Genomic DNA, 17972 nt, shown 5'->3' on the forward strand with positions numbered 1-17972 from the left:
AATCCCTTATAGAACGTTATTTACTAAAAATTCACACCAAAAAATTCTTCTATTTTTTCAGCAATATAATCCAATTGTTGCTCACCTAAACCAGGATAAATCCCCAGCCATATAGTTTGATTCATGGTAATTTCCGTATTAGTAAGGTCGCCTACGGTTCTATATTCCACATCTTCAAAATATGGTTGGCGAATCAGGTTTCCAGCAAACAGTAAGCGTGTGCCGATTTTACATTGGTCAAGATATTTAGTTAAATCAACCCTACTGACACCTGCAGCTTCTTTTACTGTGACAGGAAACCCAAACCAAGAAGGGGTCGAGTTTTCAGTAGGCTCAGTCAACTCAATAAACTCTGTAACCGTTGATAACCTGCTTTTTAAATAATCGAAATTGGAATTACGTTTTTCGATAAATTCTGGTAAACGCTTTAATTGCGCTAGACCACATGCCGCCTGCATATCAGAGATTTTTAAGTTATACCCAAGATGAGAATAGGTATATTTATGATCATAACCTTGTGGCAATGAACCTAATTGCATATTAAAACGCGTTCCACAGGTATTATCGCAACCAGGTTTACAATAACAATCTCGCCCCCAATCACGGAATGACTCGGCAATTGAGATCAACTGGCTATTATTGGTAAAAACAGCCCCACCTTCTCCCATAGTCATATGGTGAGCTGGATAGAAGCTTAATGTTGCAATATCCCCCCAAGTCCCAACCATCTTTCCGTCAAATTTCGCACCAAGAGCATCACAGCAGTCTTCAACTAGCCATAAATTGTATTTATCACAAAGCGCCTTCACTTTTATTAGGTTAAATGGGTTACCTAAGGTATGCGCAAGCATAATTGCTTTTGTTTTAGGGGTGATTGCAGCTTCAATCAAATCAGCATCCACATTGTGTGTTTGCAAGTCAACATCAACAAATACTGGTATGGCTCCAAACTGCACAATCGGGTTCACTGTTGTTGGAAAGCCTGCTGCAACACCAATCACCTCATCACCTTTTTTAATGGCGCGATCGCCCAATTTAGGAGAAGTTAATGCGCTAAAGGCAACTAAGTTTGCAGATGATCCTGAGTTAACTGTAATAAGATGCTTAACTCCAATAAATTCAGCTAACTCTTTTTCAAATTGATCATTAAACCTACCTGTTGTTAACCAACCGTCAAGGGAAGCATCCACCATATATTGTAATTCGGTCGCACCAATTACTTTACCTGATGGAGGAACTACGCTCTCACCTGGTATAAACATTTTTTCTTGGTATTGTAATTTTGCATACTGCTCAACCAGTGCTGCAATTTCAGTTCGTAACGTTTCAGTGGTTTGCATTGTGCATATCTCTCATATAATCGTTTATTTCGTTCAGACAAGCTTGCTGCATATCATCGTTATTTAACCAAGCTTTATGCCAATTGATAATTTTGCTTAGGGTATGTTCCAAATGCCATGTCGGCTGCCAATGCAATCTAGATTTGGCTTTAGATATGTCTAGCTTGAGATAGCCAGCCTCATGAGGATGGGCATTGCTATCCAACTGCCATGAAGCACGAGGCCACTTTGAAACCATCTGATTGAGAATCCAGTCCACAGGCTTAGCGTCGTTTTCCACTGGGCCAAAATTCCACCCCTCAGCGTAAGCCTCTGGCTGCTTGTAAAGATGCTCCGCCAATACTAAGTAACCGGCTAACGGTTCTAATACGTGCTGCCAAGGTCGAATCGCTGCGGGGTTACGTACAATAACAGGAGCATTTTTTTCAAACGCTCTTAGTATATCTGGAATCAGACGATCTTCGGCCCAATCTCCACCACCAATTACATTACCCGCACGAGCCGATGCTAACCCTATCCCTTTCTCTTGCATAAAAGAGCGACGATAAGCTGATGTAACAAGCTCTGCACACCCCTTGGAACTGCTGTATGGGTCATAACCACCCATAGCTTCATCTTCACGATACCCCCAATACCATTCTTTATTCTCGTAACACTTATCGGTTGTAACACTAATAATGGCTTTTACATTGCTACAGGAGCTTGCTGCTTCCAGTACCTTAGCGGTACCCATAACGTTTACATCATAAGTTTCCAAGGGTTCATGGTAAGATAGTCGTACTAAAGGCTGAGCTGCCATGTGAATAACAATGTCAGGGTTAAAATCCATCATGCTGGCAGAAATTTGCTTGAGATCTCGAATATCACCTATTTCTGAATCAATTTTATCGGCCACATTCGCCACATCGAACAAACTAGGCTGTGTTGGAGGCGCTAATGCGTAGCCTTTTACAACCGCTCCCATATTGGTGAGCCAAAGCGTCAGCCAACTACCTTTGAACCCAGTATGACCAGTAAGGTAAACTCGCTTGCCTTGCCAAAATGATACATTCACCATACTTATTCCCAATTTTTCCAAGGCGCCTTACCAGATTGCCATAGTTCTTCTAGATAATGCTTATCTCTCAAGGTATCCATAGGTTGCCAAAAACCTGTGTGCTCATACGCCATCAGATCACCTTGTTCTGCCAAAGTCATGAGTGGCTCTTGCTCCCAAGTAGAATCATCACCGTCAATCAATTCCAATACTCTAGGAGAGAGCACAAAAAAGCCGCCATTAATCATGGCACCATCACCCTGAGGTTTTTCTTTGAAACTGCGCACAAGGCCATTCTTCATATCCAACGCGCCAAAACGCCCTGGCGGATAAGTTGCTGTTAAAGTAGCTTGTTTTCCATGTTCTTTGTGGAAACGGATAGTCTCAGCAATATCAACATCCGACACGCCATCGCCATAGGTAAAGCAAAATGCCTCTTCATCTTTAATATACTCAGCTACCCGATGTAGACGACCACCAGTCATAGAACTGTCGCCAGTATCTACTAACGTCACCGTCCAAGGCTCTGCACGCTTCTCATGCACTTTCATATAGTTATCTTTCATGGAAAACGTGACATCAGACTGATGCAAAAAGTAATTTGCAAAATACTCTTTTATTACGTAGCCCTTATATCCGCAACATATGATGAAATCATTAATTCCATGAGATGAATACATTTTCATAATATGCCAAAGAATGGGCTTCCCCCCAACTTCAACCATTGGTTTTGGGCGCGTACTGGTTTCTTCACTAAGTCGTGTGCCTAAGCCACCCGCTAAAATTACCGCTTTCATTTAAAATATCCTATTTTTTAAAAACTTTGTACAAAGGCATCAGAGTGAAAATTTCCTTCCAGCAAACCAGATTCCAGAAAGCGCTTCTTGGCGGACTGAATCATGGCATTTGAACCACAAGCGTAAACAACAAGTCCATCGATATTTTTTCGGTCAGCTAAAGCAACATCTTGAACATACCCTACATCACCAGACCAACCATCTACTGGTCGAGATAAAACATTATGAACAGTAATATGGAGCTTATTAAAACTTGCATCCCACACAAACTCTTCGGGATATCGATTCCCCCAGTACACCTCTATTGTTTGTGACTGCTGATAATCTGGGTCGTATTCTAACTTACTTAATATAGATTTTACTGGTGCAATGCCCGTCCCAGTGGCTAGAAAAACCAGTGGTTTGGCTGTATCCCTCAAGAAAAAGGTCCCTTTGGGGCCTTCTATTCTCAGTAAATCATTTGTCTTTACTTGGTTAAACCAGTAATCACTCATCTGACCATTTTCAAAGAACTTAATCAGCAAAGTAAGCTCTTTATCTGAAGACACACTTGCAATGGAGTAGCTACGACGAACAGCCCCCCAAATAACATCTATATATTGTCCTTCAATAAATTGAAAATTGGCTGTAGGGGGTAAACGGAGTTTAATCTCGACAATATTGTCACTAAGATAAGTAATGCGGTTTACCCGTGCCGGTAAAGTTTTCACTTCAATACCATGCAGAGCACTTAAATCAGCGGCATCTATTTCTATGTCTGTCACAGGAGCACAACAGCAGGTCAATATCTTTCGCTCTTTTCTATCTTGATCTGTTAATGCCAACTGTCCTTGCTTTTCAATAATCTCGCCTTTCAGTAAAGTGGTTTTACAGACACCACATTGACCATTTTTGCAACTGTATTCAAACACTAAACCAGAAGCCAACGCAGCATCCAATACCGTTTTTTCCCTTTGCCCATCGAACTTCTTGTTTTCGGTTGTATAAATTATCATTTTATGTTTACCAAGCGATTAAGACCTAAACGTTCAGCATTTATAAGCCAATCATTCAGGTAATTAAGAAACACTTTACTGTATCGATGTATCGAATCGTCATAAGCTAAATTTTCTATCTGAACCCACCGATAATGCCGATGCTGCTCAGATGGTAAACTCAACATTTCAGTTTCAGACAGTTCAATTAGATAAGGCGCATTAATGTAATGCGTCGAAATATCTTCACCAAATGCACTATCATCATAAAAGTGGTCATATAGCCCTAACGGCTTGACGTCTTGATAATTGAAAGCATGACCCAACTCATCTAAGCAGATACGTTCAAATGCCTTCTTAAGAGCTTCATTCTTATAAACTCTTCCGCCCGGCACAAACCAATACCCCTGTGCTGGACGGTTAATACGTTCACCTACTAATATTCGGTTTTGAGCGTCTAACACAACTAAATCTATTGAGAACAATACACCATATTGAACAAGATGCCTGAAATCGTCTCTTTCCAAATACATTAAACCAACAAGTCTCTTAATGCTTTAATATTATCTTTTATATCTACCTGATGATTCCCAACAAACAACCCATGCGCATCTAGGTACTCCGCTGCTTCCAGGGTTCCGGCTACTTCATAATCAAAAAATTCCAAAACTTCTTTATTTTTCAAAAAATTCCCAGTAACAATCGGACGACACTCAATACCATTTTCCATAAGCTTCTTAACTAAGTCAGCTCGACTGTAAGGAGCATTTTGCTTAAGTATTAAGGAAAAGCCGAACCAACTGCTCTCGCCAGTTTCTTTTTGGATTTCAATAAAAGGATGATCCTCAAACAACGATTGAAATATTTTTGCATTATCGCGGCGGGTCTTAATAAAGCTAGGCAACTTCTTTAATTGCTCCACACCCAAAGCACCACTCATCTCTAGGGGCCTCACATTGTATCCGGGCAAAACAAACTTAAACGATTCTTCAAACATATCATCGCTTTTTTCACCTGTGAGCTTATTAAACTTAGGCAAATTTCGCGTCCAGCCATGAGCACGAATACATAGCAAAATATGGTAAAGTTCTTCATCATCAGTAACGATACAACCACCTTCCATAGTCGCAATATGATGTGAAAAAAATGAACTAAATGTCCCCATTACACCGAAGGTACCCGCTTGTTTGCCATCAATTGTTGCACCCATTGATTCACAATTATCTTCTAGAATAAATATATTACGGTCAGCAATAATTTCATTCATGCGGTTAAAGTCATTAGGATTACCAAGTAAATTAACAGACAAAATAGCTCTAGTCTTATCTGTAATTGCTCCTTCAAGTTTATCTAGATCCATATTTAGAGTATTAGGATCAATATCAACAAACTTAACTTTTAAACCATATTGTTGTAACGGAAAATAGGTTGTAGACCATGAAACCGCAGGGACAATAACCTCATCCCCACGCTTTAATTTCAAAGATTCATTCTTAGTAAAAAACAATGACGCAATCATTAACAAATTTGCGGTTGAACCTGAGCTAACCATTACTGAATACTTAGAGCCAAAGAAATTAGCAAAGTCTTCCTCATACTTAGCTACTTCTTTACCCATAGTAAACATATCTGAATCTATGACACGCTGGATAGCAGAGTATTCTTTTTCATCCCAAGTGCTGCTTGCTAGAGCATAATTAGTCATTTGCATACTCACTTAAATAATGTTGATACGTTTTACTGATTCCAGTTTCTAAACTTGTTGTATGGGACCAGCCGAATTGTTTTAATTTTGTGTCATCTATTAATTTTTGCTTCATGCCAACGGGTTTAGTTAGATCATGCTTAAAGCTACCAGTGTATCCGACTATTTCAGCAACGGCCTGATAGTACTCATTAATAGTATAATCCCTACCCAACCCGACATTTAGGTTTTGAGGCATCTCATCAAATCTTTCAATTGCATAAAAAATAAAATGCGCAAGATCTTCTGCAAACATAAATTCACGACGAGCTTCACCATCCCCCCAAATATCAATATCTGATAGGTTATTTTTTCTTGCTTCATCTATTTTACGAATTACGGCAGGGATCATATGGGAATTTTCAGGTGAAAATTTGTCAAAGTAGCCATATAAATTACATGGAATAATTGTCTTATAAAGTAAAGTTAAATTTTCTTTGCAGATGTATTCACATAATCGTGTACTTGCTGTTTTTGCCAACGCATAACCTTCATTTGTTGGCTCCAACTCACCCTTTAAAATTAAGTCTTCACCCAGTGGATTCAATGCATCCCGAGGATACATACAAGAGCTACTTAAATTTAAAAATTTAGTTATATTATGATCTTTGGCTGTCGTCAGAATATTAAGCCCCATCTGCATATTATCAACTAAAAACCTGACAGGATTCGCTATATTAGCCTGAATTCCACCAACGACACCTGCCGCATGAATAACCATGTCAGGCCTATGCTCAGCTATATATTGCTCAACCGATTTGACATCCAATAAATTAAGTTCAGAGCTTGTAGGTGATAATAAAACGTGTTCATGCAGCTTCGACACTTCAAGAACGTTTCTTCCAACCATTCCATTTGCGCCTGTGAGTAAAATTTTCATAATATATAAGCCTATTCAACTGCAACAGATGTTATATACCCATGCTTTTTTAAAATCGCATGCTGTTTGGCTTTATCTAAATCGTTAGCCACCATTTCAGCACACATCTCTTCTACTGTTATTTGCGGCATCCAACCTAACTTCTCTTTTGCTTTTGATGGGTCGCCAAGTAATGTTTCTACTTCAGCTGGACGGAAATAACGGGGATCCACTCTAACGATTACATCACCAACACTCACAGCTTGCGCATTATCACCTTGAATAGATTTAACAGTAGCAATTTCATCAATACCTATACCACTAAATTCCAGCTCAATACCCGCTTCTTTAGCCGACAACTTTACAAATTCGCGAACGCTAATTTGTTTACCTGTAGCAATAACAAAATCGTCAGCCATTTCTTGCTGAAGCATCATCCATTGCATGCGCACATAATCCTTCGCATGACCCCAGTCACGTAATGCATCCATATTACCAAGGTACAAACACCTCTCTAACCCTTGAGAAATATTAGCAATAGCACGGGTTATTTTACGAGTAACAAAGGTCTCACCACGGCGTGGCGACTCATGATTAAATAAAATACCATTACAGGCGTACATACCGTAGGATTCACGGTAGTTAACTACTATCCAATAGGCATACATTTTAGCAACAGCATAAGGCGAACGAGGATGAAATGGTGTGGTTTCTTTTTGCGGGATTTCCTTCACTTCACCGTATAACTCAGACGTAGAAGCTTGATAAAACTTAGTTTTCTTTTCTAGCCCCAAAAAACGAATCGCCTCCAGTAGACGTAGCGTACCCATTGCATCAACATCTGCTGTATACTCCGGCGCTTCAAAGGACACAGCAACGTGGGATTGCGCCCCTAGATTATACACTTCATCAGGCTGAATATTTTTGATAATACGAGTAAGGTTAGATGAGTCCGTTAAGTCACCATAATGTAAGAAAAAGCTTTGATCTTTTTCATGGTTATCTTGATATATATGATCAACACGCTCAGTATTTAATGATGAAGCACGACGTTTAATTCCATGCACCTCGTACCCTTTTTCAAGTAAAAACTCAGCCAAATACGAACCATCTTGACCTGTTATCCCTGTTATAAGCGCTTTTTTTTTCATGGTATATTTCCGTTCTAATTCGTTTATTTATATAAAATCATTTTGTGTCAGAAACTTCTTTACGAAGCCGCTCTATTTCTTTTTCTAGCTCTTCATGTTCTTTTAGCTTTCGCTTAAGAAAACACTGGGTGAGCGATATCTTTTCTTCAATACCTTTTGGAGTGAGTAAGTATAAATACTTCACTTTATTGGAATTGTTCTTAAAGTTCTCAGCTTTAATTAAGCCTTTCTCAATTAATGACCTTAAGCAAAAGTTAGTTTTTCCTAAGCTAACGCCTAAGCGTTTCGCCAATTCCCGCTGACTTATGTTTGGGTCTTGTTGCAAAACGTTTAAAATCTTGTAACGATATTCATCTGTTAACATTTAGGCACCTTAACGTTAGATGCTTCATCGTGAGACATTAAGACAAGAAAAATAAGAGGCTTTTATGTTACGTGCTCTCCATGCGTATTACTCCATTTCACATCATGTTCATCATGTTCATCATGTGAACAATATTAAATTAACAATTTTTAAAATGCAAAAAATGTGTATAAATCCAATTCACCTTTCACTCCATCAACTTTAAAGCACAACCAAATAATCCTCCTCTTTAAAGAGTTGAGAGCAGGCAGTCTACTTAATTAATTTCTTTAATAAAGGCGAAGCGAATGAGTACAACAGCCACACCCAACATACCACCGAGCAAAGTTGCGAGAACACATATCAAAGCACGTTTCGGACCAAATTTTTCTTCCGGCACTACGGCTGGGTCTATCACTTTAAAAGCAAACTCAGTTTGCACTTCCGCCAACATGAGATTTTTGGTTTGCTCTTCAATAAGTTGATAAAAAACCGACTGCATGTCGGCTATATTGGTGTTACCTATTTGCTCTTCAAGGTAACTTATATTGTTTCTCGTTTCATCAAGCGATTGTTTTTTCATCCAAGCATTGAGTTCAAGAATCAACCAATCCACCCATTGCTTGGCAATAGTGGGTGATAAGTGAGTTATAGATAAGGTCGTTAACCCTGTGTCTTTAGCATCACTTATAGCGATAGCTTGTTTAAAAGCCCTATGCCCCCCCCAGTCAGTTGGTACAGATAATTTACCTGACTCAACCTCTCGCACCCACTTCTTAGTATCTTCGTTATAAACTTCTGCGTTAAGTATTAGCTTATCTTGATTCGGGTCCCATTTTTCGCCAGCCATCAAAGGAACCCAAAGGTCATATTTATGGATAAAGGCGTTTATAAACTGGCGGGACTGAAGCACAGCTAATGCCATTCCTTTACTGTCTGCGCCACCACCATCTAGAGTAATACCAGCAAGTGACGCTAAACCGCCAAATTGGGAAGCCATGGCCGCCAATCCTCCTGACTGACCGCCAGATGCTGACACTAAAGTCGCCTCAGCCTTATAGACATTTGGTTTAGACAACGCATAAAAAACACCCCCCACCGCAAAGATAGCTGTCATAAATAGAATAATCCACTTACCCTTCCAGAGAGCAATGAATAGCGCTTTTAAGTCTATTTCATTATCGTGATGTGGAGACTGTGGCATTAAATTTTGTTTACTCATGTTATCCAATTCTACTGGTAAATTTATGGGTCAAGTCGCTTGATTGAAAAACGACTTTCCTAGCACCCTAATCTTTAACCGCACTCCATGCCACACCTAGTTGATAAAGAACCTGTGTCGCAGTGGATAGTGTCGTTAGACCATTCATGTAATCCGTATTGATTGGCACTATGATAGCATCACCGGGCTCGAGTGGTTTGTAGTTGCGACTAAACCAAAACGATCTATTGGGCACTTCCACAGAACCATTTGCTTTTACTATATATACTCGACTTGTATCTGCCTGACGCTTAGTGCCACCCGAAGAAGCTATATATTCATCTACTGTTAAATCTGGGTTATAAGTATGGTGTGATGCGTATTGCACTTCACCTACAACACTTATCGCAGGATTTAGAGCGGGTATAAAGAGCTTATCGCCCTGTTCTAAAATCAAGTTTTGCAATGGATTACCCGCCATAGCTTCAGTCATATTAATCACCAAACGTCCAACAGGCTCAGCTTGGCCTAGTTGCTCAAGCACAGCGATAGCTTGTGATGGGTCCGACACATTACCATCACTACGCAGAGACATATTACTGATTTCTTGTTTCAATTGAGCATTTAGATATTTAAGCCTTTCCGCTTCTTGACGCTTTAAACGTTCGCGACTAAATACGGCACCTTTAGGGTAAGCAAACTCGGTAAAGCCACCCGCTCGCTCAATTATATCTTTAATCGTATCCCCTCGTTTAAAAGTGTATTTACCAGGAAACACCACTTCACCTTGCAACTCAAGCGTAAGAACCTCTGACCAATCTGGCTTAGCCTTAACTGCAAGGTGCGCTTGGGGATAAAGTGAAACAGTCGATTTGCCACTTAACGCATCCGCCAATGAAAAAGTCAACTGTTTTAGCTCTGTCCGTCCATCAGTCAGGTTTCTGTAAGTCAACTCAGCAGAGTCTAAATAGGCCTCTTCTTTTAAACCACCTGCAGCCTCAATAAGCGAGGCCACTGAGGCATTTACCGTTAACGGATACACGCCTGGAAACCTAACTAAGCCAGACACTTCAAACAAAAGCGCTGGCGAGCCAATCGAGGACTGTTCTTTTAAGCGAGTAATTATAGGCTCTAATAAGTCCTCTCTATTTTTCTGGCGAGACCGAGTAGAAAGCGATATATCATCTTCATCAGGGGTATTTAGTGCTGTTTCGGCTTCATTTTTAACCACAGCACCAGTTTCTGGGTCCACATATTCAGATGCCACTCTTACCTGAGTAGACTGTGTAGAGCCATTTATCGAACGATTTTGATTAACATCTGCCCAATAGTTGAGATCTAAACCGTTGCTAAATACAAATATCTGATCTCTCCCTTGCAATAATAGGTCGTCTTGTGACCCTGGCTCACTTAAGGCTTTTAAAAGACTGAATTGGTACACCTCTATATCTTGAACTTCGTTTTTTTCGCGCACTAGGAGCGCATACTCAAGATCAGCCCCATCTTTTAAACCCTCATCAATCGAGCCGACCACATCACTTACTCGCATTCCTTCGGTCAAAACCATAGCACCCTGTGTTACAACCTCACCACGTATTGATATTACATTATCCAATGAGGAGGATACTCGACCAATATTTACTTGATCTCCCTGCTTCAGCAAAAACTCTTGCCCTGAAGGGGCTTCTAGATCTAATGTATATTGCTTCAGGCCAGCATGAACTCGACGCAAACCCGCCTTTGAAAGGTATGCTTGAGGCCTAGTGCCACCCGCTAAGTTAAGCAATTGTGACATGCTAGTTTCACCCTTTAACTCATACATAGCGGGACGAAAAACTTCGCCCTGAACAGAGACGCTGCGCGTTTTAATAGGAATAAACAGTGTGTCTCCTGAAGATAAGCGAACATCTTTTGATGTATCCCCTTGAAGAAGCAGGTCATATAAATCAAACTCAGAAATTATCTTACCTTTACGCTTTAATTGGATATTACGCAGACTTCCAGACTCTTTAATACCACCACTGGCAATTAAAGCCTGCGTCACTGTCGTTAAGGCATTAACATTGTAAGCACCTGGTTGCACCGCCTCCCCAACAATATAAACCTGCATTGTTCGCATACTACCCATAGAGACAGAAACATCTACACCAATCACTTTTTGCTTGATAACTTTAGTCAGATGCCTCTTTAGCTCACCAAAGGTTTGACCTGAGACAGACAAAGGACCAAGACTAGGTATATTAACACTCCCATCCCTACCTATCCGCAGAGACATTGCTTGATTACTTTTACCAAACATCTGCACATTAATTTCATCACCAGGGCCCATTTGATAATCCAACGGTATAGGCAAGTCATCCACCACAGTCAAACCAGCCGCTTTTCCAACTAACACATCATAACCAAAAGGCCGTAGGTCATCACTTTGCGGTTGAACGACTGATGTATAAGTGCGCCTCAAGATAGGCGCTTTTTGCACCACTTCCTGGGCCGCGGAAGCAGAGGCAACAAAAGCACTTATATCAACACCATACTGACGAGCCAACTGCTCCTGCTGAACTTTAGGTAAACTTTTAAATTGATTAATTTGTGCAGCCGTAGGCGTAAAAGCTAACAAAGAAGTAGAAAAGGCAATAAGAAAAATTGTAAGTAGTCGTTGTTTTAAGCTCATAATTTCAATTCTATGTTATTTAAACTCAATTCAGTGTTGTTTATATAAAGGTTTAAGGAAAATACCTTACCAGTGCACCAGCACTCTTAGTGGCGGCACATTAAAAACGAAATTCATAACCAGCCCACACATTTATATCATTATCAGTACCAGCACCCACTGTGCGATCAAAACTTAAACCAACATGCCCCATACCAGACAAGATTGGCAGACGATAGGTCAATTGCTTGCTGGACGTTTCTTTATCATCTTCTTTTGATTTTTGGTAAATAAGTCCAAAGCTATGGTCGTTTTTAAGCTGTAGATAGAAAGCAATAGATTGACTCTCATCCAATAAATAGCTGGTGTTACTAACGTTTTCCGTTACAGAAGGGTAATCACCTAAATCCCATGCAGTTGAATCATGGGCACTCGTCGTTTGTTGAGACTCCAACACAATACGAGCTGAATGATTTGCAATAGGGAAACTACCTGTCCAACCTATAAGCCAAGCCCCCAATTCAGAAACATTCGAAGTGGATGCCACTTCAGAATAGACACTATGATATAGGCAATCTAAAGAAGGAAGAACCAGTTTGGCATCTATTGATAACTGTTGGTCTTGCTCCCCACTATTCAGGTCAGCCAACCACACTTGATAAGTAACGCCATATTCAAAAACGTTTAGAGGCTTGCTTACTAAGCGTGTAGCACTGTGGTATGCAACATCATTATTTTCTGGCGAGGATATTAAACTCTCAAAAAACCAACTTCCCAAGCCCGCGTTCAACCCCATATAACTCACACTCATATCAGGCGCCGATTTTGCATAAGAAGCCAAAATTAAATTATGCTGCCAACCTTGCCCCCACCAGCGATTAAGATTACCAATACTGAACAGCCATTCACCGGCACTAAGGGATAGATAGCTATCATTCCAGTTAAGTTCACTCTCACCACTATATTCACCGTAACCGATAGTAAAGCGATATGAAAAATCTCGACTTAAGTGATCAACACTTGTGTAGATTCCCCATTCGTCTTCAGAAAACTGTCCAAAACTAGGCAATAGAGGGGAGTATATTGAATTGGAAACTTTAAAAAGACGATTCCCTCTGTTTAACTTTATCGAATTTAATGCATACAAAATTTCTTGATTTGCTGTTGTTACCGTAAAAGCATCCGACGAAGCTTTGGATACACCCAAATCATCACCAAACATTGACCATCGTAAAGGATAGATATTAATAGGGGAGGAGATATTGCCCGCATCAGAAAGCAAAACAAGAGAAGACCTTAAAAAAGGATCATTTGCTTCTAGCCAAGGCGAAGCATTCGCACTGGAAAGCATCAAAAAAAAATAAAATAGCGAGAAAGGTAGCCTTGAGAGCTTTACCAGAATATGTAGACAGTTTTTATTCTTAAAAAACACCAAGTACATCCTTTTTGTACACTTTACAAAAGCAATCACACATCAATCGTTGCCAATTAAAGAGAACTTCTCGAAAGGAGCATACAACTTAAAAACAACGCGTGATCAACAAATTTTAAGACTGGGCGAAACTTTAACCGATTTCCCCTCCTATATGAACTTTTATATCGTTTTTATTTCGCTTAACCATATTTCTCTACCCTTTCCTCTACAAATCGTCTAGAACTTTCTATAAAATAGCTGTGACATATTCCATTTTCATTACGTTTGCCATATGATCGATTTGAATATTTTTTATTCAAACATCGATGTTTAATCATAAAGGAAGTCAAACATGAAAGTATTACCTATTGTCGCTGCATTAGCTCTAGGCCTAGCTAGCCAAGCTTTTGCAGAAACTAGTGGAGCTGCAGGCTCTGCAGCTAGCTCTTCAACAGGCGCAGCAGCAAGCTCAAGTGCAGCAGCAAGCTCTACTAGTGCAGCTAGTGCAGCAGCAAGCTCTAGTGCAGCAGCAAGCGCTGGCGCAGCAGCAGGAAGTAGTGCAGCAGCTGCTGCAAGCGTTGGTGCAACAGTAGTATCAACAAGTGCAGCAGTAGCGGCAACCGTTGGAGCAGTAGCTACTGCAGTAGCTGATTCTGAAGCAGATACAGTAACTACTGTTACCAATTAATACCAAAAGTCGCTTAGCACTACCTAATAACAGTGCGAGCGACTTTTTATTTCTACTTTTTTAAGCAACCTACAAAAATGAACTTTTTTAATAAAGTTACTGCCCACCTTTTTCTGCTAACTTTGGCGATTTCTGCATCAGGTTGCAGTTCTAATTTTACCGACGCTATAAACTCCGCATTAGAAGCTAGGACCATCAACAAAGGACTCCCGATAACTGCAGAGTATGTAAACTCCTTACCATATGCGAGTGCTATCGTTAAGCTTAATGATCGCGCACCGATATTAATAATTCTTTCTTCAGCTGAATACATAAATTCTAAATACAGCTACTCTCTAACATGGCTCTCTTCTGATAAGGCAGCCATTGTGACCGAGAATGGACGCATAGTTAAAACCATCGGGCTGACGGGCAACAACTTAGAGCAGTTATTCACCCAAAACCATAATGGGCCTCCTACACCTGGGACTTCAAAAAGTTGGCATGCCATTTACGACTGGTCTCCAGGCTACCGATACAATTTCACAGCAGACATCCAATCAAAAACACATGGTAGCGAGCAGATTTCTACCGAATTGTGGACAGAGCAAACTGAACATACTAGCGAGATAGTTTTTTTTGAATCATTAAACACTAGTTTCACCAATCACTTCTGGAAAGTCCCTCAGCAAGGCTCTTATAAATCTTATATTATAAAAACCACTCAATACATTGGCCCTAATATGGATAAAATTGAGATGTTGTTTATAAAACCCTTCCTAGAGCCTATATCTGCTACAGAAAACCGTGAGGCGACTCAATAATATGACCCACAGCATTGTTAAATTAGTAGGTTATCTAGTCATATATTTCGTTTGCTTAGGAGCCTACGGTTCCGTAACTCAAATAGCCTTATTACATAGCGATGTTTCTCTAAACTATTCTCAGCCAGAGCGCTTCTCGACCATACTTGAAGATGCTTATAAAAGTACAAGCACCCAAATTTACCCTTTAGGGATTGCTCTCATAAGCCCCCACAAACAACCTCTTGTTGAGCAAAGAAAAGCTGCTATTTTCAATGCATTAGATAGCTTAAATACCTCTGAATCATTGAACCTGAAAACTCAGCTAAAAAATTTAATTTTTCAATATCGAGAAACAATAGATACCAATATCACCAAAGTAAAAGAGCTAAAACAGTTCAACCCTATGCTAGAGGGAAGTTACCAACTATATTTACCTACAAGACCTGATAAGGTTCTATTAATAGACAGCCAATTCGAAAGCAGTATCCCCATTAAGATAGTGCCAAACTTTAGCTTACGGGATTACTTATTAACCGATAACACCCTCAGAAATTATAAAAAAGTCTGGCTAATACAGGCTGACAAAACCGCCTACTTAGCCACCAATATTCTATGGAAAAATACCGCATACTTCCTCAGCCCAGGAGCTATTATTTATAAACCTCTTCAAAAACTTCCTAAAAAGTATAAATACTTAAATGAAGAGATCGTTGACCTATTGACGTTTCGTCTGGATTTGTAATGTATTCAAGAAACTTTTTTCGACAGCTATTCACTGCCCTCATAGCTAGCTTTATTACGATGAATTCCAATGCGGAAACAGATTTGCATTTTGGCGAACCATTTCAGTCCTCTAAACTCAGAACATCTCAAATGGATTTGGGTGGAGTAGGGATAATGCAAATGCCATCAGCACGTATGGCTGATGAAGGCACGTTAAGTTTTGGCTATAGCCATAATGACGAATACCAATTCTATACCCTATCCTTTCAGCTTATGCCTTGGCTTGAAAGTGTCATTCGTTACACGGAAGTCGATGATGTATTATACAGTAGTGACGAAAGCTTTAGTGGCGACACCAGCTATGCAGATAAAGGACTAGATACAAAAATAAAACTATGGAAAGAAAGTCATTTATTACCAGATCTATCTGTAGGACTAAGAGACATCGGCGGTACTGGCTTATTTGATGGTGAATTTATTGCTGCTAGTAAAAACTTTTCTACGGAAAGTCATGGGCAATTTGACTTTACTTTAGGCATTGGTTGGGGGTATTTGGGTACACGCGGCACATTAGATAACCCTTTATGCTCAACGGCAGAACACTTCTGCAATAGATCTGCTGGTTTTTCTGGGAATGGTGGATCAATTGACTTTCAACGCTGGTTCACAGGAAGATCCTCCTTCTTTGGCGGAATAGTATATCAACCCCCTTCTCTGCCTTTGCAATTTAAACTGGAATATGACGGTAACGACTATAGTTCTGATAGGCCAGTTACAAACGCAGGAGTCAATATGACTCCTGAAACACCGTGGAACTTTGGTGCCGTTTATTCTGTTAATGACGCTTTTAACTTAAGACTAGGATACGAACGAGGCACCACCTTAACTCTAGGGTTTACGTTAGCCGCAAATCTCAATACGCTACCCACTATTTCTCATGACGCTCCAATTAAAGTGGCAAAAGACTCTCGCCCCACTACATTAGATGAGGTCAACTGGGAAGATCTTACTCAATCGCTATACCAAGCATCTGGCTATCAAACGAAATCTATACATACCGTTAACAACCAAGTCTCTGTAGTAGCTACACAAGACAAATACCGAGACAGAAACAAGGCTCTAGAAAGAGCGAGCTCTATATTCGAAAAGCAGTTACCTTCCAACATAGAGTCTTACGAGGTTATTGAAGAAAACCAAGGCTTACCATTAGTATCAACAAAAGTATCTGCTGAAAAGTTCCAACATTTTATCAATGTAGAATACTTAAAACCAAAAATTGAGGACACTTACTCAATCTCACCTAGCGATTATTTAAACACCAGCTCTATCCACATTCCTAATACTCCATTAAACTTCAGTTTATACCCTCATTTGAATCAATCCTTTGGCAGCCCTGAAAGCTTTTACCTTTATAACCTCAGTATAAATGCTGAAGCATCTTATTGGCTTAACAGTAAGTTGCTACTCTCTGGAGTAGCAAGCACAAACCTAGTCAACAACTACGACAAACTTAATTTTACCGTACCTAGTGATGGCACTTCTAATTATCGAGTTCGCACTCTCATAAGGGCTTATGTTCAGGAATCGGATTCAAATATCAAAAACCTACAACTCACCATGTTCCAAAAGTATGAAAAAAACTGGTATCAACAATTCTATGCGGGTTACTTAGAGAGAATGTTTGCAGGCATTGGGAGCGAAGTTTTATACCGCCCTATTAACTCAAACTGGGCCATTGGAGCAGACTGGAATTCAATATCCCAAAGAGATCCTGATTCAACATTTGGGCTATTTGACAGTGAGAACAGCTACGGTAATAACGCTAAGGTTCTGGCCAATGGCACCACCGGGCACATTTCTCTTTATTACCTTCCCCAATGGTCACTTTTAAATGACACCCTTTTACAGGTTGATGCTGGCAAGTTTTTAGCGACTGATGTAGGTGTAAGATTTGATTTCTCTAAACAATATAAAAGTGGTGTTATAGTTGGGGCTTTTGCCAGCAAAACTAATTTAAGCGCTGAAGAGTTTGGTGAGGGAAGCTTCACTAAAGGCTTTTATTTATCAATGCCCTTCGATACTTTATCACTCAAACCTACAACTCGAAGAGTAAAAGCTGCTTGGCAACCTATTTTACGAGACGGCGGTCAGAAACTCAGTAGGAAACATTCCCTATTCAACCTAACCGACACAGTTTCCCCTTGGTTCCAAAGACCTAATCAAAATTAGCTCTATAAAAAATGGCGATCATAAAAGCTATGATCACC

16 protein-coding genes are annotated in these 17972 nt (G+C 40.0%); 4 read left to right on the top strand and 12 right to left on the bottom strand.

The annotated features are described in order from the left end of the window. Positions 1 to 23: 23 nt before the first annotated feature. From rfbH to OFY17_RS02035, 12 genes are all read right to left on the bottom strand, one after another. Complete coding sequence (gene rfbH, locus OFY17_RS01980; protein ID WP_263529016.1) at positions 24 to 1340, bottom strand: lipopolysaccharide biosynthesis protein RfbH; 1317 nt, start codon at positions 1338 to 1340, stop codon at positions 24 to 26. After that, positions 1327 to 2397 (bottom strand): CDP-glucose 4,6-dehydratase, encoded by a 1071-nt coding sequence (gene rfbG / locus OFY17_RS01985; protein WP_263529017.1) that lies wholly within the window; start codon positions 2395 to 2397, stop codon positions 1327 to 1329. Before rfbG ends, rfbH begins: the two co-directional genes overlap by 14 nt. 2 nt (positions 2398 to 2399) lie before the next feature. Then, positions 2400 to 3173: a glucose-1-phosphate cytidylyltransferase gene (gene rfbF, locus OFY17_RS01990; protein WP_263529018.1), complete on the bottom strand. Its 774-nt coding sequence runs from the start codon at positions 3171 to 3173 to the stop codon at positions 2400 to 2402. 17 nt (positions 3174 to 3190) lie between these two features. Then, positions 3191 to 4168 carry a 2Fe-2S iron-sulfur cluster-binding protein gene (locus OFY17_RS01995; RefSeq protein ID WP_263529019.1) on the bottom strand — a complete coding sequence of 326 codons (978 nt, stop codon included), beginning with the start codon at positions 4166 to 4168 and terminating at the stop codon, positions 3191 to 3193. Then, positions 4165 to 4674, bottom strand: coding sequence for a GDP-mannose mannosyl hydrolase (locus OFY17_RS02000; RefSeq protein WP_263529020.1), 510 nt, complete (start codon positions 4672 to 4674; stop codon positions 4165 to 4167). The genes OFY17_RS01995 and OFY17_RS02000 overlap by 4 nt, the downstream gene beginning before the upstream one ends. Positions 4675 to 4679: 5 nt before the next feature. Beyond that, entirely contained in the window at positions 4680 to 5852 is a 1173-nt protein-coding gene (locus OFY17_RS02005; protein ID WP_263529021.1) for a DegT/DnrJ/EryC1/StrS family aminotransferase, read from the bottom strand. Next, entirely contained in the window at positions 5845 to 6771 is a 927-nt protein-coding gene (locus tag OFY17_RS02010; protein ID WP_263529022.1) for a GDP-L-fucose synthase family protein, read from the bottom strand. The genes OFY17_RS02005 and OFY17_RS02010 overlap by 8 nt, the downstream gene beginning before the upstream one ends. Positions 6772 to 6782: 11 nt before the next feature. After that, a complete protein-coding gene (gene gmd, locus OFY17_RS02015) occupies positions 6783 to 7901 on the bottom strand; it encodes a GDP-mannose 4,6-dehydratase (protein WP_263529023.1) in 1119 nt (372 codons plus the stop codon). 37 nt (positions 7902 to 7938) lie between these two features. Beyond that, positions 7939 to 8265, bottom strand: a complete 327-nt coding sequence (locus OFY17_RS02020) for a MarR family EPS-associated transcriptional regulator (RefSeq protein ID WP_263529024.1) — start codon at positions 8263 to 8265, stop codon at positions 7939 to 7941. Positions 8266 to 8521: 256 nt separating this feature from the next. Continuing rightward, a complete protein-coding gene (locus tag OFY17_RS02025) occupies positions 8522 to 9466 on the bottom strand; it encodes a Wzz/FepE/Etk N-terminal domain-containing protein (RefSeq protein ID WP_263529025.1) in 945 nt (314 codons plus the stop codon). A gap of 67 nt (positions 9467 to 9533) precedes the next feature. Next, complete coding sequence (locus OFY17_RS02030; protein ID WP_263529026.1) at positions 9534 to 12116, bottom strand: SLBB domain-containing protein; 2583 nt, start codon at positions 12114 to 12116, stop codon at positions 9534 to 9536. A gap of 100 nt (positions 12117 to 12216) precedes the next feature. Continuing rightward, positions 12217 to 13377, bottom strand: a complete 1161-nt coding sequence (locus OFY17_RS02035) for a capsule assembly Wzi family protein (RefSeq protein WP_263529027.1) — start codon at positions 13375 to 13377, stop codon at positions 12217 to 12219. Between the two features lie 484 nt (positions 13378 to 13861). Here OFY17_RS02035 and OFY17_RS02040 point away from each other — a divergent pair, with 484 nt between their 5' ends. The 4 genes from OFY17_RS02040 (at position 13862) to OFY17_RS02055 (ending at position 17934) form a co-directional block, all read left to right on the top strand. Further along, positions 13862 to 14197, top strand: coding sequence for a hypothetical protein (locus OFY17_RS02040; protein WP_263529028.1), 336 nt, complete (start codon positions 13862 to 13864; stop codon positions 14195 to 14197). A 77-nt stretch (positions 14198 to 14274) separates the two neighbouring features. Beyond that, positions 14275 to 15000 carry a YjbF family lipoprotein gene (locus OFY17_RS02045; protein ID WP_263529029.1) on the top strand — a complete coding sequence of 242 codons (726 nt, stop codon included), beginning with the start codon at positions 14275 to 14277 and terminating at the stop codon, positions 14998 to 15000. A 1-nt stretch (position 15001) separates the two neighbouring features. Beyond that, positions 15002 to 15724, top strand: coding sequence for a capsule biosynthesis GfcC family protein (locus tag OFY17_RS02050; protein ID WP_263529030.1), 723 nt, complete (start codon positions 15002 to 15004; stop codon positions 15722 to 15724). Positions 15725 to 15783: 59 nt separating this feature from the next. Next, the gene (locus tag OFY17_RS02055; protein ID WP_263529031.1) at positions 15784 to 17934 is read left to right on the top strand and encodes a YjbH domain-containing protein; all 2151 of its coding nucleotides are present in this window, start codon (positions 15784 to 15786) and stop codon (positions 17932 to 17934) included. Positions 17935 to 17972: the final 38 nt, after the last annotated feature.

The sequence above is a fragment of the Marinomonas sargassi genome, from assembly GCF_025716875.1.
GTDB classification, from domain to species: Bacteria; Pseudomonadota; Gammaproteobacteria; order Pseudomonadales; family Marinomonadaceae; genus Marinomonas; species Marinomonas sargassi.